The organism is Kitasatospora acidiphila (assembly GCF_006636205.1).
Taxonomy (GTDB): domain Bacteria; phylum Actinomycetota; class Actinomycetes; order Streptomycetales; family Streptomycetaceae; genus Kitasatospora; species Kitasatospora acidiphila.
Genome location: NZ_VIGB01000002.1, coordinates 18,861 through 41,902 on the forward strand (window position 1 = coordinate 18,861; position 23,042 = coordinate 41,902).

The 23,042-nt window shown below is 69.1% G+C and carries 20 protein-coding genes and 1 pseudogene; 3 read left to right on the forward strand and 18 right to left on the reverse strand.

Annotated features, from left to right (window positions below; all coding sequences use genetic code 11):
* Position 1: 1 nt before the first annotated feature.
* The 10 genes from E6W39_RS00960 to E6W39_RS01005 form a co-directional block, all read right to left on the reverse strand.
* On the reverse strand, positions 2-406 hold the full coding sequence (locus E6W39_RS00960; RefSeq protein WP_141631804.1) for a DUF6009 family protein: 405 nt from the start codon (positions 404-406) through the stop codon (positions 2-4).
* Positions 403-2,013 carry a DNA primase family protein gene (locus E6W39_RS00965; protein WP_141631805.1) on the reverse strand — a complete coding sequence of 537 codons (1,611 nt, stop codon included), beginning with the start codon at positions 2,011-2,013 and terminating at the stop codon, positions 403-405. The genes E6W39_RS00960 and E6W39_RS00965 overlap by 4 nt, the downstream gene beginning before the upstream one ends.
* Positions 2,010-3,050 carry a bifunctional DNA primase/polymerase gene (locus tag E6W39_RS00970; RefSeq protein ID WP_228717888.1) on the reverse strand — a complete coding sequence of 347 codons (1,041 nt, stop codon included), beginning with the start codon at positions 3,048-3,050 and terminating at the stop codon, positions 2,010-2,012. Before E6W39_RS00970 ends, E6W39_RS00965 begins: the two co-directional genes overlap by 4 nt.
* Before the next feature lie 1,170 nt (positions 3,051-4,220).
* Positions 4,221-4,679 carry a hypothetical protein gene (locus tag E6W39_RS38940; RefSeq protein ID WP_181799024.1) on the reverse strand — a complete coding sequence of 153 codons (459 nt, stop codon included), beginning with the start codon at positions 4,677-4,679 and terminating at the stop codon, positions 4,221-4,223.
* A 483-nt stretch (positions 4,680-5,162) separates the two neighbouring features.
* On the reverse strand, positions 5,163-6,944 hold the full coding sequence (locus tag E6W39_RS00980) for a DUF6895 family protein (protein WP_228717889.1): 1,782 nt from the start codon (positions 6,942-6,944) through the stop codon (positions 5,163-5,165).
* 87 nt (positions 6,945-7,031) lie between these two features.
* Complete coding sequence (locus E6W39_RS00985) at positions 7,032-7,229, reverse strand: hypothetical protein (protein ID WP_141631807.1); 198 nt, start codon at positions 7,227-7,229, stop codon at positions 7,032-7,034.
* Between the two features lie 529 nt (positions 7,230-7,758).
* Positions 7,759-8,238: a ferric iron reductase gene (locus E6W39_RS00990; RefSeq protein WP_323808967.1), complete on the reverse strand. Its 480-nt coding sequence runs from the start codon at positions 8,236-8,238 to the stop codon at positions 7,759-7,761.
* A 73-nt stretch (positions 8,239-8,311) separates the two neighbouring features.
* Positions 8,312-8,734: a hypothetical protein gene (locus E6W39_RS00995; protein WP_141631809.1), complete on the reverse strand. Its 423-nt coding sequence runs from the start codon at positions 8,732-8,734 to the stop codon at positions 8,312-8,314.
* A 1,577-nt stretch (positions 8,735-10,311) separates the two neighbouring features.
* Positions 10,312-10,602, reverse strand: a complete 291-nt coding sequence (locus E6W39_RS01000; protein ID WP_141631810.1) for a hypothetical protein — start codon at positions 10,600-10,602, stop codon at positions 10,312-10,314.
* On the reverse strand, positions 10,599-10,880 hold the full coding sequence (locus tag E6W39_RS01005) for a hypothetical protein (RefSeq protein ID WP_141631811.1): 282 nt from the start codon (positions 10,878-10,880) through the stop codon (positions 10,599-10,601). The genes E6W39_RS01000 and E6W39_RS01005 overlap by 4 nt, the downstream gene beginning before the upstream one ends.
* A gap of 405 nt (positions 10,881-11,285) precedes the next feature.
* Here E6W39_RS01005 and E6W39_RS40225 point away from each other — a divergent pair, with 405 nt between their 5' ends.
* On the forward strand, positions 11,286-12,353 hold the full coding sequence (locus E6W39_RS40225) for an ANTAR domain-containing protein (protein WP_220140141.1): 1,068 nt from the start codon (positions 11,286-11,288) through the stop codon (positions 12,351-12,353).
* The gene (locus E6W39_RS40230; RefSeq protein ID WP_220140142.1) at positions 12,329-12,484 is read left to right on the forward strand and encodes a helix-turn-helix domain-containing protein; all 156 of its coding nucleotides are present in this window, start codon (positions 12,329-12,331) and stop codon (positions 12,482-12,484) included. The genes E6W39_RS40225 and E6W39_RS40230 overlap by 25 nt, the downstream gene beginning before the upstream one ends.
* A gap of 99 nt (positions 12,485-12,583) precedes the next feature.
* Here the strand turns inward: E6W39_RS40230 and E6W39_RS01015 are convergent, their stop codons facing one another.
* The 8 genes and pseudogenes from E6W39_RS01015 to E6W39_RS01050 form a co-directional block, all read right to left on the reverse strand.
* Entirely contained in the window at positions 12,584-14,077 is a 1,494-nt protein-coding gene (locus E6W39_RS01015) for a beta strand repeat-containing protein (protein WP_228717878.1), read from the reverse strand.
* Between the two features lie 162 nt (positions 14,078-14,239).
* Complete coding sequence (locus E6W39_RS01020) at positions 14,240-15,064, reverse strand: IPT/TIG domain-containing protein (RefSeq protein WP_141631812.1); 825 nt, start codon at positions 15,062-15,064, stop codon at positions 14,240-14,242.
* A 134-nt stretch (positions 15,065-15,198) separates the two neighbouring features.
* Entirely contained in the window at positions 15,199-15,870 is a 672-nt protein-coding gene (locus tag E6W39_RS01025) for a hypothetical protein (protein ID WP_228717880.1), read from the reverse strand.
* 675 nt (positions 15,871-16,545) lie between these two features.
* A pseudogene (locus tag E6W39_RS01030) lies at positions 16,546-18,002 on the reverse strand (NF041680 family putative transposase).
* Between the two features lie 189 nt (positions 18,003-18,191).
* Positions 18,192-18,464, reverse strand: a complete 273-nt coding sequence (locus tag E6W39_RS01035) for a hypothetical protein (protein WP_141631813.1) — start codon at positions 18,462-18,464, stop codon at positions 18,192-18,194.
* Positions 18,461-19,066, reverse strand: a complete 606-nt coding sequence (locus E6W39_RS01040) for a hypothetical protein (RefSeq protein WP_141631814.1) — start codon at positions 19,064-19,066, stop codon at positions 18,461-18,463. Before E6W39_RS01040 ends, E6W39_RS01035 begins: the two co-directional genes overlap by 4 nt.
* 39 nt (positions 19,067-19,105) lie before the next feature.
* Entirely contained in the window at positions 19,106-19,921 is an 816-nt protein-coding gene (locus E6W39_RS01045; protein ID WP_323808968.1) for an IPT/TIG domain-containing protein, read from the reverse strand.
* Complete coding sequence (locus E6W39_RS01050) at positions 19,885-20,706, reverse strand: beta-propeller fold lactonase family protein (protein WP_220140143.1); 822 nt, start codon at positions 20,704-20,706, stop codon at positions 19,885-19,887. The genes E6W39_RS01045 and E6W39_RS01050 overlap by 37 nt, the downstream gene beginning before the upstream one ends.
* Positions 20,707-22,418: 1,712 nt before the next feature.
* Between E6W39_RS01050 and E6W39_RS01055 the strand changes: the two genes are divergently transcribed.
* A complete protein-coding gene (locus tag E6W39_RS01055) occupies positions 22,419-23,030 on the forward strand; it encodes a hypothetical protein (RefSeq protein WP_141631816.1) in 612 nt (203 codons plus the stop codon).
* The last annotated feature ends 12 nt before the right edge of the window (positions 23,031-23,042 follow it).

Below are 23,042 nucleotides of genomic sequence, written 5' to 3' on the forward strand. Positions count from 1 at the left end.
GTCAGCTCTTCGGCAGCGTTATGCCCAGTTCGAGCATGGCGGGGGAGGCGGGACCGCCCTGGGAGCGCTCGGTCTTGTCGCCCTTCACCGTGGGCGCGATGGTGCGCGGGTCGACGGCCTCGGACGGCGAGCCGGTGGCGTACAGGCCGTCAGGCTCTTGGTCGCGGTCGTGGGGGAGCAGCCAGAAGACGCGGCGGCGGAAGGTGCCGGAGGCGCGGGAGGAGGGTGCTGCCGGGCCGAGGATGGCGTAGCCGACCATGCGGCCGTCGCGATGGTAGGGGGGTCTGCCCTTGCGGGAGTTGAGTCGTTCCAGGCTCTGGCGGACGTAGTCGAGTGGTTCTGGGTCCTCGAGCCAGCGGATCTCGATCTCGTGGGCGAGGTCGGCGGGGTCGATCAGGGCGCTCACGGCTGCGGCTCCTCGTCGGCCAGCAGGCCGATCCCTGGGTAGTACTTGCGGGAGTTGGACAGGACCATGTCCTTGGGGGAGGTCATACCCAGTGTTTCGCGCACGCGCGCGGCGAAGGCGCGGGCGGTGACGGGGTTGGCGCCTTCACCGCCGCACCAGCGGGTGTAGGCGCCGTACAGCAGAGCCTGTTCGGCGCGCAGACCGTCGGCGATCTTGCAGGCTTCGGTGAGGAAGCGTCCCACGCTGTCTTCGGTCTCGGCGTACGCGCTCGTGGCGGTCTGCACGCTCTGCGGTCCGGTGAGGTCCTTGTGCCCGTTGAAGTACCTGCTGGCGCCCGTGATGAGCCAGTTGAGGATGCCGGGGCCCTCCTCGGCGACCAGGACGTGGGCGAGGTTGTCGATCTTCCGGTCCTCGGCGACGACCCGCTCGAAGGGGATCAGCCGCATGCGTCGCCAGAATGCGGGGCCTCCGGTGCCGACCTCGGGGCGGTGGTTGCCCAGCAGCCAGAGCTTGTGGGTCGGGTTGAAGCTGAAGAAGTCCTGGCGCATCCGGCGGGCCTTGACCCTGTCGCCGCCGGTCAGCAGCTTCACCCGGGCCTCGTCGAAACGGTCGCCGGGCTTGAGTTCGGAGCACATGATGATCCGTCGGCCGTGCAGTTCGGCCAGGTCCGTGGGGTGGCCGTCGAAGGCCCGGGCCATGAGGAAGCCGGGCGGGGCCGCGTCGGCGTAGTCGCCGAGCAGCTGCAGCATCACGTCCAGCAGGACGGACTTGCCGTTCTTCCCGGTGCCGTACAGGAACGGCATGATCTGCGCCCCCACGTCCCCGGAGATCGAGTACCCCAGGCACAGGTGGAGGAAGTTGATCATCTCCTGGCCTTCGGGGCCTTCTCCGAAGGTGTCCTCCAGGAAGCGGAACCAGCGCGGTGTGGGCATGGCCTGCGGGGCGACCGTGGTGGAGCGCGAGTGGCTGTGGCGGGTGGGGTCCGGCGGGATGAGGAGTCCGGTGCGCAGGTCGACGACGCCGGCGGTGGTGCACAGGGCGTACGGGTCGGCGTCGAGTGTGGAGGCGTGCATCACCATGCCGGGGGCGGCCTTGGCTTGTTCCAGCATCGCGGTCATGCCGCTGGTGGACAGCGCACGGCGGCGGTGGCGCTTCAGCTCGCTGGTGGTGTAGGTGCCGCTCGGATCGTGGAGGACCAGGTGCTCGGCCATCTCGCCGGCGGCCCAGAGCACGGTGTCGGTTTCGTCGATCTGCCACCGGTGGCCGGCCCAGCTGTACCAGCCCAGGCCGGGCACGTAGCGGTAGTCGGCGCCGTACAGGCGCACGAACAGCTTGGCGTTGCCGCGGTCGCTGAGCGAGTCCGGCAGCAGCCCCTGCCGGGTGACGGCCGGTGACGGCTGCACCTCATGCACCATCACGGGCTGAGGGGCTTGGGGCGCCGCCGACGGTGTCAGGGTGAGCATGCTCTCCTGGACCGGCGTGAAGGGGCGGGCCGCCTGCCCGGGCACGGCGACCGTACCGGGTGTCGGTGTGTTGGCGGCGGTCAGGATCTGCCGCGCGGCGGCCAAGGCATCGAAGCCTCCTTCCGGTCCGTGCTCAGTGGTCATGCGCGTCCTCGCAGATGCAGGGGGCGGCGGGCGCCTGCGGCAAGGCCCGCGCGAACGATCGGTGCCCAACGGCGTTCTTGGCCCGGGCGAGCGGTGGAGGCGGCGTCCAACAGGACGGCTGCGGCGTCGGCCTCGCTGAGGTAGCCGGCTGCGGCCAATCCGCCGGCGGTGAACGCCGCGCGGTTGAGCTTGTCGCTGAAACCCATTCCTTCCGGGGCGGCCGTGCAGGCGACGACCTCAGCCAGCAGGCCCGCCAGGACGGCGGGCGTGCCGTCCTGGGCACCACCGGCTGCGATGACCGCCTGCCGGGCGCGGGACGGGGGACGGCGCGGTTCGAGCCGGTCCTGCGGGGGTTCCGCGTGGTGGGTGCGCTGCAGTTCTGCGGCCAGCCAGGACGGCAGGGGAGCGGGCCGCCGCACCGCGCCGACGGGCGTGTAGGAGCCGTCCGCGGTGACGGTCCCCGGCGCGATGATGAAGCCGCCGCGGGCGCGGACGTCCACCTGCCAAGCCAGCGCCCGGTTCTTCCCCGCCCCAGTGGAAGAGCGCAGCGGCAGGCTTGGGTGTGCTTGGTACCAGACGTGCAGGCCACCGGAGGGGGTTCTCACCCGCAAGGTGGTGGTGTCGTCGGCCGGGCTGGCGTGCCCGCGCAGGGCGGCCAGCAGGGCGAGGGTGTCGAACCCAGTGGCCAGACCTGCCAGGTCGACCGCGTCCGGGATCACGATGCCGGGGAGCAGCCGGTCTCGGGCGGGCAGGGGCTTGGCGTGCGCGTCGACGTCGATGACGACCAGGTGAGCAGGCCCGCAGGAGATGCCGACGCCCAGCTGCGAGTTGGCTTCCCACCAGGAGCGCAGCCTGTCGTGGTCGGTGGTCGCGGCCAGGTGCCCGTGACACCAGCGGCCGGTCACCAGGCAGCGGCACCCGGAGGCGCGGTGCCCGGTGGCCGCGCAGTCGGCGCAGTTGGCCACTGGGTGCTTGGTACCCGGGGCCAGCGGGTGCACCGGCCATCCCTGCGCGGCACACCACCTGGCGACCTGCAGCGGAGGCGCGGACGTAGTGGGGACGCCGACAGAGCTTGCCACCTTGATGTCCCTCCCGCTGTCTGCCTGCCGGCTCCGTCGTACGTCGCTGCCGAGTATGCGCAGGTCACAGCCCTGACAGCGACTGAAGCGACTCAGTTTCCAATATGGAGCCCACAGACTAGCGGAGTCGCCGTGGCACGGGTGTGCCGTGGCTGCGGTGGCTACAGCGACCGAGATGTGCTGGAAGCGACTGTGCAGTCTTCAGTCGCTCACCCCTGTAAGCAACGTTTTCCCAGGTCAGGGCTGTGGTGGTGGGGAATCAGCGACTGAAGCGACTGAAGGTCGGGTCTATGAACGCGTACGCGCACGCATGAATGTCGTTATAAGCCCAACCCAGAGTCGCTCCAGTCGCTGCCAGCGTCCTATAGGTGCTCTGACCTGGGAAAACACCAGCGACCGAACACCAGCGACCCAAGCGACCAACCACAACCGCCGGCACCTCCTGCGATGGGCGGCCGACCGGACCGATCGTTTGAGCGGGCTTCAGTGGGCTTCCTCGGTCGGGCGTGTCGCCCGCCTGCCCCAGCGACTCTGACTCCAGCCGCAGCGACCGAATGCGTTCAGTCGCTGATTCAGTCACTGTCACATCCCTGCTGGTCAGGGCTGTGGTGGTGGGGAATCAGCGACTGAAGCGACTGAAGGTCGGGTCTATGAACGCGTACGCGCACGCACGAATGTCGTTATAAGCCCAACCCAGAGTCGCTCCAGTCGCTGCCAGCGTCCTATAGGTGCTCTGACCTGGGAAAACACCAGCGACCGAACACCAGCGACCCAAGCGACCAACCACAACCCCTCCCGGGGATGCGACTGTGTTCGGCGTCGCTGGGCCGAACGGTGCCCACCCGCACTCCGCCATGACGCCACCGATCATCAGCAGCAGTGGACGCGCGACGGGGCTCCCAGGCCAGGAATGCCTCCAGCGCCGGCCCTACGTTGAAACCTGGCGCCTTGCAGCTGCCGAGGTGCGCAGCGCCCCATGCTTCACCTGCGGTGCCTTCCAGAAGGCCGCCGCGCGCCGGTTCGCCCCGTGCTGAGCCCAGCGGGATGGCAGAGGCGGCCCTCATGAGCGGGGCGGAAGCCTCCCCGTCGCAGTTTGTCGGTCAGGCCCCGCCTAAGCCAGGACGTGCATCATGCACACGGGACGGCCTGGGCCCGAATCCGGGCCGCATTGACAGGGTCGACCAGGTCAATGGCATCGATGAGTAGCGTCGGGAACATCATCTGCTCACCGAGCTGTACGCACATGATGTCCTCGTCGTCATCGCTGCTGGGCAGGTTGAGCCGCTTCTCCAGGAGGGCCCGACTTACCGTCTTCGGTACCAGGACCACGCCAACGCACCCGCCGCTTGGCCGCAACGACCGCGCGATCACGTCCACTGCCCGCGCTACGTCGGCTGATGACGTGGCCAGGATCGCATCGAGCCCCTGGTCCAGCAGCATCCGACACGGCAGTCCCTTCAGTTGCCGGCTGAGGACAGCCAGCGTTCCAGGGGGCAGGCAGACCAGGTAGTGCGACCTGTCCCTGTAGCCGGCGGCGATCTCGCGAACGGCTGTCTCGCGGTCAACGAACCCGTCGCCCGACTTCACTCTCGGCTTCTTCGCCTTCTCACGTCCCACACAGCGCCTAACGATCCCTACCCGGGGTGGTCGCGGACCTGCGTTGAGCATTCGGGCGCCGGCGCCCGGGTCCTTTGCCCAGGACGGTACGAGTCGGCACCCGACAGCTCTATCACCCAGCTGCCTGACCCGTTCGGCACAGCGATATGGATCGACGGCCCGTAGCGCCGGCCAGAACGCCGAGGCCCCCGCTGACGAACCGTGGGCGGTGCGGCGGGCGCCGACCACGTCACTCGTCTCGGTCACCACAGCGGGCGGCACCAGAGCTGCCACCAACGGCTTCACGTCCATCTGATCCGCCCTCCGGCCTCCCGCAGCCATCGCCGGGGACAGCCGCGCCTTGGCTGACTCGGCAGCGCGCAGGGCGCCCGGAAATGCGACCCGCTGCCCGGTCAGGTTCCAGTAGGCGCGGGGCAGGACGGTGCCGGTCAGAGGTTCAGTCCGGCTGGATGTTCAGGTGGCTGCGTGGCAGCGCAGGTGGGGTGCTCGCCCGTCGTACGAGCCGTACAGGCATGAGAGGGCGACGACACAACTCTGGGTCCAGATGCGTTGCGCCGTCGCCCGCTCCTGGTGGTCGTCGCGCGCCGGGTAGCCGAAGGCTCCGGTGGGGTGCTGCTGACAGAGCAGGAAGTCGACCCCGTCGCGGGTGATCCGGTGATCGGCCCAGCCGAGCAGCCCCAGCCCTTGAACGAGCGCGGCGGCTTCTTCGAGCCGATAGTTCTGGCAGGCGGCTGGCAGCGCGGCTGCGAACCGCTCCGCGACGGAATGCCAGGCGGAGGCGTCGCTGCCGAGGTGGAGCGGTTGGCCGTCGGCATACTGCGCCAAGGCCACGGCAGTGACCGCGGGCGCATGGTTCCCGGCGAACAGGTTCGCAGCGGTCGTGGAGGCGAGGAGGGAATCCGCCTGCTGCTCGGTGAGCCGGCCCAGGTCGCGCAGTCGTCTGACTCCGCCGGCGGCGGCCGTGGGAACGGCGGTGAGCCCGGTGAGTGCTGCTGCCGTGTCCGTCAGGAACTGGTCGAGGGATTCGCAGACCAGTCCGCAGGCCGACAGGCCTCGCGCGCACTCGGCTACCGCGTCGACGCCCTGCCCGCCCCAGGCCACCGGCTGGGAGAGGGTGTTGTCGGCACGCCGCACGAGACTGGTGAGGGCCCGGGCGGCGAGTCGTGGCTCTCCCACCGAGCGTGCGGCTCGCGCGGCTGCGCCCGCTGCCGGGACCGCGTCGTCGAACGGCACATCGAGGGCGGCCTCGGTCAGCCAGGCGGTGGCACACCGGATCGCGGCTTCAAGTCGTTCCTTGCCGGCGGACCGGGGAGGTGAGGGGCGCGGCTGCCGGATCACGGCCTCGTCACGGGCCAGGTGACCGGCCAGCGCTGCGACGATCGTGGTGTGATAGCCGGTGGCCCAGTCGCGGTAGTCCGCGTCGCCGTTCTCGAGTTCCGGGGGGAGGATGCCGTCCGGCCCGGCGACCCGCCCGTCGGGCTCCTGTGCATCGGCGAGGAAGGCCCAGGCCCGTTCCATCTCGGGTGAGTCCTGGATCCCCAGGCACAGCAGGCAGCAGAGCAGTTCGGCGACCAGGTCGGCGTTCTCCTTCTGGCGGCACAGAAGGCAGAGCGCCTCCAGTAGTTCTACGGCCTGGGGCAGACCGAATCCGGTGGGCCACCGGGGGATACGCCGGCCGAAATCGGTGGCGTAGAACACGGTATGCGTGACCGCGTAAATGTCGCTGTCGCTCAGCTTCACGACGGATGGATCAGCACAGAGCAGGGAGAAGGGCAGTACCGCACTGTCTGCCGGCATTCCGTGATCGACTCCGGCCAACTCCAGCGTGTGCAGCAGATCCAGCTGCCGGAATGGGACGCGCTCGAAGCAGGCCGCATAACGTCCGGCGACCGCTCGGCCGATGAGGCGCTCGAATTCGCTGTCGCGCCGCCCGCACAGCCGCTGTGACGCGTAGGTGCCCGCGTACAGGAGCAGGGCCCGCTCATCACGTGCGACGAGCTCACGGTAGGAAGCCCGGGCCGCTACGGCGCTGACCTGGTCGTACAGCATCCGATAGTCGGGGTCGCCGTCGAAGGACCCGAGCTCCGCCCGAGCACGGAGTCCGACCAGCAACGCGACCTCGACGAACGCCTTGCGGACGAACAGCGTACGCCGCTTGTCGGCGGCGTCGGGATCGAAGCGGGTGCGGTGCGCGGCCAGCCAGGCGACAGCTCCGCGTTCCACCGTGCGCCGCATGTCGGCCACAGCCGCCCTCCTGATGAGTCGATCCAACCCGGCCGTGCGTCCCGCCTGGCGCAGCCCCCCGTACGGCGCAGTCCGAAGCTAGGCCTGCGCGGCGTCCTCGGTCACGGACGGGACAACGAGCACGTACTTGTCCCACGCCAGCACATAGCCGGAGATTTCTCCGAGCGTGGTGGTCGCACCGACCAACTGCTCCAGTGTGGTGTTCATGTTTATCAGCCCGCTGTTCTGGAGGAAGGCGAGAGCGGCCCGGGCGTCGACAGCGGGGCAACTGGTCATGGCAAAACCTCCATCGAGGGCACGATTTCCGCGGATTCGCATCCCGCGAAATACTTGCCCGCGATTATGTCAGCGGTTTGCATGAGTGTCATCGGCGAATATTCATATTCACCCGAATGGACCATCTTAAATACAATATTTCTTTTGCTTCGGTTGTGGCGGATCCCCGTCCTCTTCTCGATCATTCTGCGGTCCAACGCCCAGCGGCTCGGGCCCCGGTACGCAGGAGCTGAGCGCGGGTGCGACACAATCCGCTACAGCGAGAGATCGGCGCCGACGGGCCCCTCCTGCCGACAGACGCCTCTGGCAGCGACGCGGGCCGCGCAGCTGCGGTCGGTCCTCACCGCACTGCAGGAATCGCGAACCAAGTACCCGAGGTGACCGCCGGATCAGCGCGCGGTGCTGTGCGGAGCACCCGGGCTGCCCGGACGGGCGGGGCGGCCAGGACCTCGGTGGCGGCCCGCTCGCCGGAGCGGACCGCGCCCTCCATGAGGCTAGTGACCCACGCTCCTGGTCCGGGCAGGATCGATCAGCCGCCCGCCGTCACCGGATTGGGCAGCAACGCCCACTGATCGGCGCCCGGAACCAGCCGCATCAGCGTCAGCGCCCTGGCCGGCAGCGGCTGCGTCCGAAGCGCGCTCAGATCGGCGGTCGGGGTGAGCTCCCGGGTGGCGGCCTCCAGCACTGTGCCCAGGGTCGGAGCGTCTCCGGCCAACGGACCCAGCGCGCCCGTGATCAGGCAGCTGAAGACTTGTCGGCGCAGGGCGGATGGGTCGTCGTCCAGCAGTTCGCGGGCCGGCGCCGGTACTGGCCGGCTGTGCCGGGCCAGCCTGGCCGGGCTGAAGCGGATGTCGTCGAGGTCGCGGTAGACGAGCCGTCGGACGCGGTCGTCCGCATCGATGACGGCAAGGAGGTTCTGCCCGTGTGTCTCCAGGGCCACCCCCAGGTCGAGCAGGTCCAGGCAGACACCCCCCGCCAGGGATGTGTTCTCGGCTGAGGAGTTGAGCACCTGCGGTCTCGCTCGGCGAAGCCCTCCGCGGCCGATTGCCGATCGTCTTCGGATTCTCGGGTGTTCACGGCCCTCAGGACTGATCGGCGGCGAGTTCGGTGAAGCCGACCATGCCGACTGCGGCGACGATCCCAATCAGCATGGACATCGGCACGGTACCGGTGCCCATCAGCGAGGCAGCGCCCTGGAGGCCGGCGAGGACGGCTCCGGTGACCCACAGGACGCCCATCGGCAGCAGGCTGGCGGTGAACTCCCACTCCATCAGCAGGCGCAGGGTCGCGATCACCAGGGCGATGGCAGCCATCAGCAGGGCCGACAGGAACCCCGCCGGTGCCGGCCAGTGCCGGTAGTGGACGAGCGTGAAGGTCATGGAGCCGAGGTAGAGCAGAGCGGCGCCGAGGACGGCGGCGAGCGCGATGACAGCGGCCATGCCCTCGGCGGATGGTGGTGTGGCCGCGGCCCTGCTGTCGGCCTGGGTGTGCGTCTCGGTGGTCATGGGCCACTCCGTCGACTGGTCGGGGACAAACGACCCGACCGTAGAGGACCCGCCGGCCTTTGCGCAGCCCGCTCCGGCTGCCGGTAGATGAGCCGCGCAGGTAGTGGAGGCACGGTTGTCCCTCCTTCGAGGCTCGACGGCCGCAGTGCGGCGTTGACGGCCGGCGGTGCGACGCCTCTTCCGCTGTTGCCCATGGCCGAGCGGCCGGACGGGCAGTTGCACGGCATGACGACCCCTCGGCTGTTCTCAAGGTCATCGTGAGTGCCGTCCGGCGCGGCCAGCAGCGACAGGCTGCGCACGAGGACCCGCCGACGGGAGGATGAGCGGACCGGATCCACCGCCGATGGCAGGGTAGGAGATGGAGGCCGGCCGCGGAGTCGCCTGCTCCCGGCGAAGCGAGGCACCGGCGGTGCGGAAACTCGGCGGTGTCGCGGCCGAGCTCTTCGAACAGGCCGCCAGGCAGGGAGTACCGGTGGCCAGGCGGGCACTAACGGTGGATCAGGCAGACCCGGCCGTCGTGAACCAGGACCACGCACACCCGGACCACGATGCCGTGCCGTCGGTGGTCACCGCTGGGCCCAGGTCGGGCAGGCGGGCTCGTGCCAGGTCGTACGGACGACCAGGCCGCCCTGGGTGACGTGCTCGCTGGACCAGGTTCGGCAGCACCCGCCGCCGCCCGACGGGACCGGGCCCGGCTGCCTCGCGACGCGGAGCCGAGCGGCGGGAGCGGGATGGGTGGGCGCGGCCGCACGGCGGCGACGATAACGGCGCCTGGTCATGGGAGTCGTCATGTCGCAAGCTCTGCCCGCCACGCCATCCCGCCGAACCCCGCCGCCCCCGGACGGAGCAGTCCCGGCCACCACCACCGGGCACTGAGCTGCACTGACACCCGAAAGGCACCAGCAGCCAACGCATCAGGTGGCCTCTCCGGGCCGGGAAGTGGGGCCGACATACGCAGCAGCCAGACTGCTCCGGCTGAAACGGGTGCGCGGAATGGGGCTGGGCGGGCGCCGGCATGCCCACGATCAGCCCGGAGAACTGAAATGACCCGCCAGCCGGGCTCCGGGGCGTCACGAAAAAGCAACCTTAATTCGGATGAAAGTTCGACCCCTAACTCATTCGAGTGAATCTGCACACGATCGAGTGATATTAGGTTTAGTCGGGGCAGTTAACCGGTCGGGGCTTTCGTGGGCTGCAGACCGCGACTGTTCCACTGGCCGGAGTTACTCCAGTCAGACCGTGGATCACCGTCCTACGATTGAAAGGAGAATCAGATGATCCTCAATCTGCTCGGTAATCTCGTCGCCGTTCTCGGCTGGGTGCTTTAGCCCGTGCCTTTCACCTGCGCAGGTGTCCGGAGCATGATCGGCAACACGAAAGTGCCTTCCAACCGGGATGATGAGGCTTGTCCAAGGTCTTTGTCAGTCCAGCAGGAAGGCACTTTCCATGTGCCTACTACCGGGCCAGGTCCCCGGCTGGCGGATCTCGCTGACGTGACTGCCGCTACCCGAGAGTGATCACCGCAGAGGACCGCCGCCGCCAGCCCCGAAAGCCCCGGGGCAGAGCTCCGTCCGACCTCAGTCCGCGCGCAGGATCCGGGAGACGTAGATGGCCGACGGCTCGGTGGCCTCGTCCACCACGTACTCCACCAGCCCGAGATCCCGGCGCAGCGGCGCCGAGTGCATGCCAGGACGGCCCGGGACCGGCATGCTCAGATGAGGAAAGGGATTCTCACGCAGCTCGACGACGAACGCGACGACGGCGGAGAACACGTCGGCCGACGTCCCCGGGTCGCCGAGGAACTCCTCCACCACCGGGGAGAAGGTGATCGGGTCGTCCTCATCCGGGTAGTCGATGTACTCGCTCACAGGGCCCCGAGACGCCGCAGGACGGCAGAAGCCGGGGTGCCGGGGGCGGTACCGGCCTGGACCGCGGCATGGATGCGGTCACCCTCCGGATCCCGGTAGAGCTCGGCCCGCAACCACCAGCGCCGCAGGACACCACCGATCGCCGCGTCGTCCGCCTCACCCATCTCCCGGTAGAACTCCATGCGCTGAGCCGACGGCAGCGCGGCCGCGACGGCGTCCTGCGTGCGCGGGATGGGCTGGCTGCCGTCGTGGTGGCCGTGCAGGGATGCGGCGCTCACCGTTCCTCCGGAAGTCTCGTGCGGGCGGGACCGATGCCAGTGTCCTCTCCCAGCGGCCCCAGCCGGTACCCGGGGCTGCGGTAGTCCGCGTTGCCATGGGTAATAGGGCGCTGTCTGCGGCAAGACTTCGAGCGGGCCCGGCCGCCGACTCTCCGTCAGCCGCCCAGCAGCACCGGCGCGGGCTTGGCGCCGGGGCGAAGGCGTGGGAGCAGGTGGTGTGGGCGTCGCGGGCGAGCATGCCCTCGGCGTGTCGCCGCCCGTGTGTCGGGTTGACGCCCCCACCAGGGGAAACCGCCCTCGACGGGTGACCGTCCAAGCGGACGGGGGCGTCAGCCGGCACCTGCCCGCATACGGTGGAACAGGCCCCGAGCAACAGGGCACGGGCAAGCAGCGGAGAAGGAGACCGTGGCCGAACAGGACACCTCACCCGCGTACTCGCACGCGCAACGCCCGCGCCGCCAACTGGCGGACACCAGGGTGGTCGAGCGCGCCACCGGCGTGGTCATGCACCAGACCGGCGCCACCGCGGACGCGGCACGCGCCCAACTAGCCCGCGACGCCGCCCGCACCGGCCGTACCCTGTCCCAGCACTGCGCCCACGTCCTGGCCGAAGTCACCGGCACCAGCGTGCGTACCGGCACGGCCGTCACCGGGCCCCCAGCCCGCCACCACCTGGTCACCACCGACCCCGAACACGCCCGCCACGAGCTCGCCGCCGCCTACCGCACCCCGATCCACATGACCGCACCTGAGCCCGGCACGGTGTTCCGCGTGGAGCAGACCGACGCCCACCTGTTCCAGGTCGGCGAGATCCAACTGCCAGGCAAGCTCTCGTTCACCTCCGAGCCACCACCCCAGGTCGTCGTCGCCCGCCTCATCGCCGGAACCATGAACCTGCCCACACCGGACGGCGAGGAACGCCTGGCAGCCGGAGACATCACCCTGATCGGCCCGGCCGCAACCGTGCACGTCACCACCACCGACGCCCGCGTGCGCACCACCACACTGCCGCTACCCCTGCTCCACAAGGTGGCAGGCCAACTCCCCAGGCAAGGCCGCCCCTTGCGGTTCACCGACCCGCGACCGGCCAGCCAGGCGCTGGCCGACCACTGGCGCGCCACCCGCGTCTACATCAACAACCTCCTCGACCACCCCGACCTCGACGCCGCAGCCCCCCTGCTGGTCGCCAATACCGCCCACCTGCTGGCCGCCACCGTCCTGGCCGTCTTCCCCAACACCGTCACCGCGGCACCGGACACGCCGGTCGACCGCACCGACGCCACCTCCGGCACCGTCCGCCGCGCCGCTGCGTTCATCAACGACCACGCCCACCGGGACATCACCCTCGCCGACATCGCCGCCGTCGCCTACGTCACCCCCCGCGCCCTGCAGTACGCCTTCCGCAACCACCTCGACACCACCCCCTGGCCTACCTGCGCGACGTACGGTTGCGCCGCGCACATCGCGACCTGATCGAGGCCGACCCCGCAATCGAGACCGTCGCCCGGATCGCCGCCCGCTGGGGATTCCTACGCCCCACCCGCTTCGCCGACCAGTACGAGCGCCTCTACCGATGCCCGCCCAGTACCACCCTCCATGCCTGAGCACCCCACCGCGCACGTCCCCACCGGGCGGCCTACAACTACTCGGTAGGGCGCCCCGGCTGCATGGAACTTCCGACCGGGTCCAGTGTCGGACATGTGCTACGGCTGGTATTGGAAGGCGGCGCCGTTGCTGGTGCCGCCCGGGGAGTGGACGGTGACGGTGACAGGGCCGACAGGGCCGGCTGGTGAGGTGGCGACGACCATGGTGTCGGAGAGCGCGGCGAAGGATGCCGGGGTGGTGCCGAAGAACACGGCGTCGGTGTAGGTCAGGTTGCTCCCTCTGATCAGGACGTCGTCGCCGCCGGATGCCGAACCCTGGGCGGGGCTGAGGGAGTTGATGACGGGCACTGCGACGTAGGTGTAGTAGGCGCTGCCCACCCCGATGGTGCTGGTGCCGCCTGGCGTGGTGGCCGTGACCAGGACGGTACCCGCGTTCGGGGGAGCCGTGACGGTGATCTGGCTGTCGGAGTTGACGGTGATGCTGGTGGCCGCGGCGGACGCGAAGTGCACCGCGCCGGTGAGGGCCAGCCCGGAGCCGAAGATGGTGACGGTGTTCCCGCCGCTGGTCGGCCCCTGGTTCGGGCTCAGGCCGGTGATGGCGGGGGCCGCGACGTAGAAGTACGGCAGCGGGTTGCTGGTACCCGCTCCGGTGGTGACCGTGACGTTGACCGACTGCGCGGCTCCCGCGGGTGCCGTGACGGTGATCTGCGTGCTGGTGTTGCCGGTGATGGTGGCGGCGTGGGCGCCGAACAGCACGGATATCGCGCCGGACAGGCCGCTGCCGGAGATGGTGACGGTGTTCCCGCCGCTGGTCGGCCCCTGGTTCGGGCTCAGGCCGGTGATCAACGGTGCGGTGACGTTGATGTAGCTGTAGGTGACGCTGCTGCTGGTGCCCGCCGATGTGGTGACGGTGACCGGGACCGAACCTGTGCCCGCAGGCGCTGTCGCCGTGATCTGGGTGTCGCTGACCACCGTGAACACGGCTGAGGCGGTGCCGAACTCCACTGCCGTCGCAGCGGTGAAGCCCGAGCCGCTGATCGTCACGGTGTTGCCGCCGCTCGTCGGTCCCGAGACCGGGTTCAGACCGGTGATCACCGGAGCCGCACTGTAGGTGTATGTGGTGCCGTTGCTGGTACCCACCGATGTGGTGACCGTGACCAGGACCGTTCCGGAGCCCGCCGGAGCCGTGGCCTGGACCTGCGAATCGCTCAGGACGACGAACGACGCCGAGGCGGTCCCGAAGTGCAGCGACGAGGCCCCGGTGAAGCCCGAGCCGCTGATCGTCACGGTGTTGCCGCCGCTCGTCGGTCCCGAGACCGGGTTCAGACCGGTGATCACCGGACCGGCGCTGTAGGTGTAGGTGACGCCGTTGCTGGTGCCGAGCGGTGAGGTGACGGTGACGGCGACCGACCCGGTGCCCGCGGGGGCGGTGGTGGTGATCTGACTGTTGCTGACCAGCATGAAGGAGGCCACCGGCACGGTTCCGAACTTCACGGAGGTGACACCGGTGAAGCCGCTGCCGTTGATCGTGACGGCGGTGCCTCCCGCAGCTGGCCCGTGGGTGGGGTTGAGACTGCTGATGACCGGAGCCATCGCGTAACTCCTTCATGAGAGTGGACCCGCTGTGCCCCGGCTGCCGACGAGAGGCCAGGGCACAGCGGGTCCACGGTCGCGGCCCGTCCACTCCCCGCCGGTGGCCGCGGTGACGGGCCGACCACGCCGCCTGCTCCTTGGGGCCCGGGCTCGGCCCGAGGCTCAGACGGTGACGGCGAACTGGTCGGCGGCGACGGCCGCGCTGGTGCCGCCGGTGGTGGTGACCTGGATGTCGTAGGTGGTGCCCGCCGTCAGGCCCGCGGGGACGTCGAGGGTGAGCGCGCCCAGTCCCGTGACGCTGACGCTGGCGGCCGGCACGGCCGTGCCACCGCCGACCGGGGTGAACGTCACGGCGCTGACGTCCACGAAGCAGGTACCAGCGACGATGACACCGGTGGGAGGGATGCTCGCCGATCCCGTGGCGGGGGTCACGCTGGTGACCGTCGGCAGCTGGTAGTAGGTGAACTGACCGGCCGCGCCGATAGGGCTGCTGGTGCCGCCGGTGGCGGTGACGCTCACGTTCGCCGAGTCGGTGCAGGTGGCGAAAGGTGCGGTGTGGGCCGGCGGGGTGACGGTCAGGTGGCTGTCGGAGAGCACGGTCGGCGTGACGGTGGCGCTGCCGGCCGACGAGGTGAAGACCACCCCGGTCGCGGTCGAGAAACCGCTGCCGAAGACGTCGATGGGGCCTGTGGGCGTGGCCGGGCCCGTGTTGGGGCTCACCGACGTGCACGTGGGGGCGGCGACGTAGAAGAAGGCGCTGCTGTTGCTGTTCACGCCGGAGACGGTCACGCTGACGTTGGCCTGACCGGCGCACCCTGACGGGATGGTGAAGGTGACGGAGGTGCTGCTGGCGGCGGTGGGGGTGACCGTCTTGCTGCCGATGTTCACCTTGGTGGTGCTCAGGTTGCCCAGACCAGTGCCGGTGATGGTCATGGTCTGGCCCGCGGTGCCTGAGGTCGGTGAGATGGAGCTGATCGAGGGTGCCACGGTTGCTCTCCTTTGCTGTGGCTGAGCGGTTGGATGCCACAGAGCTGCGGGGGTTGAGGCCGGCGATGTGGAGCAGCTCGCCGTCAACCTGCGGCTCTGTGGTCGAGTTGGGCGCGGAGGGTCGCTCGCAGACGTCAACAGGGCGTGGTCAGCGGCGGCGTGGCGGCGCAGTTGTCCGGAGTGTTGCCGGTCACGTTGCCGGCCAGCAGCGTGACCGAGCCCGCGTTGTTGAAGATGCCGCCGCCGTCAGAAGTGGCCGTGTTGCCGGTGACGCTGCTGGCGATCATCGTCAGCGCGGTGTCGGTGTAGATACCGCCGCCGAACGAGGCGCGGCTACCCCGGACCCCCCCGGCGGTCATGGTGACCGACCCACCGAGGTTGGCGATGCCACCGCCCACACCGATACCGGCGTCACCATTGCTGACGGTAATCGCGGTCAAGGTGAGCTGGCCGTTGTCAGCGGGGAGTTGAGAAGGCCCGTCCACCTCGATGATGCGGAAGGCAGGCGCGTTCGACGCACGGGTGATCTCGGTGGCCAGTCCGGTCATGGTGATCGGCGTGATGATGTTCGGCAGCCCCGCCGGTCCCCCAGCGCCCCCCGAACTGTGAGCGCTGGTGAGGGTGTAGGTGCAAAACGGTGACAGGATCAGGTCACCGCCCCCGGCGGCGTTGGCCCAGTTGACCGCGTTGACCAACGCGGTTTCACTGCACGGCACGATCACCGCCAGCGTCGGACCCACGGAATGCGCGTGCCCCACCGAAACCGTGAGCACGAGGGCTCCGACGGCACCGGTCCCGAGCAGCACTCGAAGCATGGTGATGGCTCGCAAGACGCCCCCTCGGACGCATGAGCCACCCTCGTCAGCTCTGACCGAACGAACACATCGGCCAACGGCTTCCTCCGATGGGCGCCCTCGCGAACCCTGCGGCAGGCACCCACCCACCAACGCGAATGGGCTGCCTTTCCCAACGGAGGGGATGGGCAGCCCACCTGATCGGACGCCACAAGTAAGTCATCTGAGTCGCCAAGCAGACAAGAGGGTTGACGGCAACTCACCCATCTGGCGGAGCGCACCATTTGGCGTGCGCCTGGGTGCCGGCTGGCTTCGCGTAAGGGGTCTAATTCGAAGCCGTCCGCGGCTGAATCGATGACGGTCAAACGGTGGCGGGGAACGTCGCGGTACCAGACCTCGACATCCTGCACGATATCGCGGAGCCTGTGGGCGAGTGCCCCGGCGACGGCAGGTGATGGGTGGACAGCTGCGCGCAGTCGTCGACGTGCGGCTGCGGGCTCAGCAACCCGCCCTCATCCAGCGGTGCCACCCCAAGACGTTCGTGCGGTCATCGGCCGCTCGACGACGTCGGTCTGCCAGCCGCCCATCGGTCGGCTCGACGACCGGCCTTTCCGTCTCGCCCATGGCCTGGCCGTTCCGGTCCGCCAGAGCCCAGCCGGGATCCCGGCCAGCCTCTCAGCTTGGCGTTTAACCTCGCTGGGCCTGGTGCTCCTTGATCGACTCGGCCCGTTTGACGGTCTTGCCGACGTCGTGGCGCTTGGCCCGGTGCTTGTTCTTCGAGCCGGGTGGCCGTCCCGGTCCGGGACGGGACGGTTTCGGTGCGGCGGCCGGGCGGGCCGTCATCGCGCGGACGTTGCGAAACCCCCGCCTCACCCGGGCGGGGGTGAGACGGCGCGGCTCGGCCGGGCGTTCCCAAGGGCGGCGAAGGTCCTCGGCGAGCGGTCGGGCGAGGCGGAGCTGGGTGTGGGCGGCGATGATGAGCCAGGTCCACAGGTCGGCACTATCCGCGTGGCGGACCTTCGGGGCGGTCCAACCGAGTGTCTGCTTCATCAGCCGGAACGTGTGCTCCAGGTCGAAGCGTCGAAGGAACGACTGCCACCAGCGGTCCACGGCCACGGCCGTCGCGCCGGCGGCCGAGCACCACAGCCAGACCGGCTTCGGTTCGCGGTCGCCCGGCAGGTACTCGACTTTCAGGCGGATCAACGTGCCGTGCAGGACGGGTAGTTCCTCCTCCGCGTGGTCGAGCCACGGGCCACGGTGGGCGAGCCTGGGGTGCATCCGGTCCCAGGCTGTCGCCTCGGCCTTGCCGTAGCGGGTGGTGTCCGTGGCCGTGGTGACGTCGGGTTCGTGCCAGGTGTCGGGCTTGGCGAAGGTGAGGACGCCGCCGTGCTTGCGGGGCCGGCCGCCCTTCGGGCCGGAGCGGGCGGGGCCGGCGTCGCGGAGCATGACGCGGTCCGAGCGCAGGCGTCCGACCAGCACCACGGGCAGGTCGGCCAGGGCGTGGGAGAGGTAGGCGACGTCGTAGCCGGCGTCCATCGTGATCAGGATCTCGGGATCGCCGTTGTGCCACTGCTTGCTTTCCATCAATCGCCCGACCACGTCGCGCAGTTGAATAGCGGTGACGCCGGTGGCGTCGTCTGCGGGACCAAGGCGAACGGCGTCCAGCAGCGCGACCCAGGAGGTGCGGCCGGACTCCAGGGCGGCGACGAAGGAGTACGGCCAGCCCGGCACGAACTGGTCCGTCGAGCGGTCGCCGCGGCCGTAGACATGGCAGAACAGCCGCTCGTTGCTGGTGGGGGCGTCGGGGCGCAGCCAGTTGCTGACGTCGACGGCCAGGACGATCCGCCCGTCGGCGGCCTTCGGCAGCGGCAAGTCGGTCAGGGCGCGGCGCAGGCGGGCCGGCTCGGCCCAGCCCCGGTCCAGCCCCGGTCCAGGGCCTGGTACAGGGCGCCGTGCCCGCGTCGGTGCTCTGCCGCGAGCGACAGCTCGACCAGTGTCTTCACCGGCCCGTCCGTGCACAGGACCGCGTCCGTGAGCTCGAAGAGCGCGTCCGGGCGGGCGTACAGGGATTCGTAGAACTCAACCCGAAAGCGGGACAGGACGTCCAATGCCTCGCCTGTGGCCGCGTGGACGGGGAGACTCATAGGCAGCGGCCGTTCTCTCGTGCTTCGTGACTCGACATCTCGAAGCGTGAAGAACGGCCGCGTCGCGTGCCCGCAGAACCCATGGATCTCAGCCGGTCGAGTGACCAGCGAGGTTAAACGCCAAGCTCAGGTCACGGACTTGCACGAACTGTAAGACATGCTCGGGCGAGCCGTGCGGGCTGGAGCGGATCAGTTCACGCAGTGGGCGACGGCCGTGGGGCTGCCCGCGCAGTTGGTGGGCTGGTTGGCGACGACGGTGGTGCGGTGGAGCAGGACGCGGGCGGTGTCGTCGTAGATGCCGCCGGGCGCGTTGGTTGCCGTGTTGTTGATGACGATGCTCTCGCGGAGCTCCGCCAGACCGCCGGCCGAGTTCGCGATCCCGCCGCCGACGCCGGACGGTCCGGAGGCGGTGTTCGATTCGATGGCGGTGCGGCTCACCGTCAGCGTCCCGTCATTGGTCACCCCACCCCCTGGTTCGCCGCGTCGTTGCCGGTGATGAAGCTCTCGCTGACGGTCATGGTGCCCTCGTTGGCCAGAGCGCCGCCTTCGAGGAGCGCCGTGTTGCCGCTGATGTAGCTGTGGCTGATCCGGGTGGTGGAGCCGGTGTTGCCGCCGATGCCGCCACCGTAGTCGGCCTGGCTGTCCCGGATGACGGAGCGTGTGACGGTGAGCGTGCCGTCGTTGCGGATGCCGCCGCCGAAGTCCCCGCTCACGTGGCCGTTGCTGACGATGGCTCGGTGCAACGAGAGGTTCCCGGTGTTGTCGACGGTGAGGATGCGGAAGGAGGGTGCAGCGAGCGCCCGGGTGATGGTGGCACCGTCGCCCTGGATGGCGATCGTGTTCTGGATGTGCGGCAGCGCGGTGGACAGCGAGTAGACGCAGGCGGGCGCGAGGACCAGCCTGCCGCCCGTGACGTTCGCGGTCGTGATGGCGTTCGCGAGCGCGGTCGGGTCGCAGGGGACGAAGCTCTGGGCGGCCGCGGGCGTGGCGGCCAGACCGGTGACCAGGAGGGCGGATCCGGCGGCGGTTCCCAGGACACGGACGGCCAGCTGGTTGAGTCGCATGATTGCTCCTTCGAGACGAGGGTGAGGCGGTGTCATCGCCTAGGTGTTGGGCGTGGGCAGGTAGGTGTAGGTGGCCGTGGCCGCGCCGGCGGAGGTGATGACGGTCAGGGTCGCGGCACCTGCCGTCCCAGGCGGGGCCTGGAGAGCGAGGGTGGTGTCCGAGATGACCTCGAACGCTGCGGGCACGCCGCCCAGGGTCACCTGGTCGGTGGTGGTGAGGCCGGTGCCGGTGAGGGTGATCGATGTACCGCCGGTGACCGGTCCGGAGCCGGGGCTGAGGGCCGTCACGGAGGGAGCGTCCAGATAGGTGTAGGTGAGGGTGCGGGCCGTCCCGCCGGCGGTGGTGACGCCGACGGGGACGGACCCTGCGGCGGTGCCGGGCGGGGCGGTGACGGTCAGTTGGGTGTCGGAGACCACGGTGGGACGCACCGTGCTTGCCCCGTAGGTGACCGAGGCGGCGGTCTGCAGGCCGATGCCGGAGATGGTCATGCTGGTGCCGCCGGCGGTCGGCCCGGATATCGGGTCGATGCCCGTCACTGTCGGAGGAGTGACGTACTGGAACAGCGCCTGGTTGCTGGTGCCCCCGGGCGTCACGACCGTGACCGGCACCGTGCCGGAACCAGGTGGGCTGATGACGGTGAGCTGGTTGGCCGTGTCAGCGATGGTGGTCGCCCGCCGGGGACCGAAGTTCACGGCGGTGGCGCCCGTCAGGTTGACCCCGGTGATGGTCACCACGGTGCCGCCATCGGTGGGGCCGGCATTCGGGCTGATGGCACGGAGCTTCTCGACCACGGTGACGGCGTTCGCGCCGTTGTCGGTCACATAACCGGACAGCCCGTTGGGAGTGATGGCCACCCGGGAGGGGAGGCGCCCACAGGGATGGTGGCAGTCACGGTGTTGGTGGCCGTGTCGATCACGCTCACCGAGTTCGAGGCGAAGTTGACCACCCAGATCTGGGAGCCGTCCGGGCTGCTCGCCGCACCGGCCGGGTTGGTGCCCACCGGGATGGGGGAGCCGACCACGGTATCGGTGGCCGTGTCGATCACACTCACGGTGCCGTCGGCGTTGTTCGCCACATAGACACGGCTCCCGTCCGGGGTGACCGCCACCCCGATCGGGTTGGTACCGACCGTGATGGTGGTGGTGACCGTGTTGGTGGCGGTGTCGATGACGCTGACGGTGCCGGAGCCTTGGTTGCTGATGTAGACCCGGCGCCCGTCGGGTGCGACGCCGACCCCGTTGGGGCTGTTGCCCAGCCCGATGGTGGTGGTGACCGTGTTGGTGGCGGTGTTGATGACGCTGGCGGTGCCGGAGCCGTGGTTGGCGACGTAGCCGAGCGTCCCGTCGGGTGTGATTGCCACCTCGAACGGACTGCTTCCCACCGTGACGGTGGCGGTGACCGTGTTGGTGCCGGTGCTGATGACGCTGACGGTGCCGGAGCCGGCGTTGGTCACGTAAGCGTTGGTTCCGCTGGGACCTATGGCCACACCTACCGGGCCGGCGAGACCGGGGATGGTGGCGACCGTGGTGAAGAACGCGGTGTCGATCACGCTCACGGTGCTGTCGCCGTTGTTGGCGACATACGCGTGCCGCCCGTTCGGTGTGACGGCGATTCCGATGGGACCAGCTCCCACACGCACGGTGGGATCTTCCACCAGGGGTCCCCGACTGAGGATCGCAGGCATGACGTTCCCCTTCGTTAACGGGGCCGTCGACCGCCGTCGACCGCCGCAGACGCGGCAGCCGACAACAGACCAGAAATCCTCACCGGGGGGCGCCCTCAGCTGCCGAACCGGGAATACCGACGTCTCCGGATGGTTCGACCATGTCCCCCGGCAAGGGATGGGCGGCCCACCGGGATGTACTTGCCCCAAGTAGCGCACCGGTGGCGACAGGTGGCTAGCAGAATGGTCGTACCTCATCCGTTTGGCCGAGGGCGCGCGTCCACCGCACGCTGTCCGTGCGCAACCGTGACATTCCTTCAGCTCCATCGGCTGCCCTACCCGCCTGCCGGTGCCGCTTCTTTGGTGGACTACGAAGAGTCCGTCAGTGAAAGGAATCCGGGCATCACCTCCCGACCGCCTCCAGCGTGAGCACTTTCCAGTGGATTGAGAATCCGGGCGGACGCAAACGGTGCGCAAGAGTCAAAGATAAATAACGTATTGCATATAACAACTCATCAGATAGTCTCTATGCGCCGGAGTGTGTACCCGCTTCGCGCCCCTGGGATGACGCAATGCGCGGACAAGGAGACTCGAGAAGCCCAACTGTGCTGTCATCAACTGGCAGTCCAGTACTGCCAGTGCGCCAATACCTCAAACCTACTGCTTCCGGCCGCCGGCCGGCTCGGGTGCAAACACCAAGGTGCGACTGCCGGGCCGGACAAGCCTCGCGCGCCTCGCTCAATGAGTTTCCCCACTTGCTCCAATTTCCAACTATCTGAGGAGGAAAGCTAAGCATGCTGTTGCGAATCAAACAGACTGGAGAGACGTTGAAAGGGGAGGTCGAGTCCGGTAAGGAGGCCGCGCGGAAAGGGACCTGCCACTGTCAGGCACCTCACCGCGTGGCCTCTCCGCTGCCTGGAGGCCCCGCTGAGGCCTGGACCGGGCGACGACGCGATCGGTGCGCAGCGCGTGACGCCTATCGCCCAACTGCTCGCTGTCACGGGGAGAGTGATGGCCGACGGCACGGTGATCGGCTCGCTGTCACTCCGGCAGTTCGGTCGGACCCCACCGGGTTGACGAAGACGTCGGCCGGTGTTACCAAACTTGCTGAATCGTCCAGCCGACACGCTGAAACGGAACGAAGCGAGAACTCCAAGAGACGAATAAGCTGAGCCGGTCGCCCATACGGGCGGCGTAGTACCCCGGAAAACAGCGAAGCGGCCCCCAGTCGCCAAACTTGGGCCGCTCGCTACGCATACTTCTTCCCCGAAGGTACCAGGCGTACCCGGTGCGGGCGAGGGACCCACGCCCAGTCGCTCTACATGAGTGATCACCCTGACGCGGCTGGACCGAGAAAGGCACGACTCCGCGTTGCGCGCCACCAGCATCCAGCCCGGTCTGTCCGCTGCGGACGCCGCAGGTCCGACCAGTTCTGTCCCCCAACCCCGCTGCCGACAGCGTCGGTTCACAGGCAGGCCGTCCCACCATGGGAGCCGTACCTCGCGCCCAGTCCCGAAGGGTGATCCGTGCGATCACGGGAATATCGAGACCGTCCTCGCTACCACAATCGGCAAGGCGTCACCCTTTGCTTCCGCAAAGACTCCTGAGGAACCAACCGGTTCGAATCGTGTCGCCCTGCCCTGCACAGGGCTGCTCCTGGTGCCCGGCGCCGGATCGGAGGTAGTCCGGTGAAGCAGATGACCGACGCCGAGTTCGGCAGCTCCTCGATCGAGCGGGCCTGGGAACCCCCGGAGGAGGTGGTGGTCCCGTACGCCTTGGCGTGCTCCCCTCACCTTCAGCCCGAGGACTACGGGGTGCTGATCCGGCTGCTGCTGCGAGACCCGGAGCAGCCGTCCGGCGTCCTCGCCCTGGCGGAGGAGTTCCAGGCGTCCGGCTGGCGGATGGGCGCCAGCCGCCTGCGGGGCGTCCTCGGGCGACTGCAGAAGGCCGGCCACGTCAGCCACGAGCGGGACGGCTACGACCAGGAGACCAGCCGCCCGAAGTGGCGGTTCCGGGTCTACCGGAACCCCGCCAACAACAGCGCCTACGTCAACCAGGGCACCGCAGCTGCGTCGCAGGTCAGCCCGATGGTGCGAAATCCAACACGTCAGGGTGCGCAGGTCGGTGCCGATGGTGCGATTTCCAACGTCTATGCAGGTCGGGCCGATGGTGCGGTTTCCGACACGTCGGGCTCCGACGGTGCGGTTTCCGACACGTCGGAAACCAACATCTATGCAGGTCAGGCCGATGGTGCGATTTCCAGCGCGTCGGCCCCGTCCCCCCACACCCCCCGGTGGTAGGAACTACCCCCC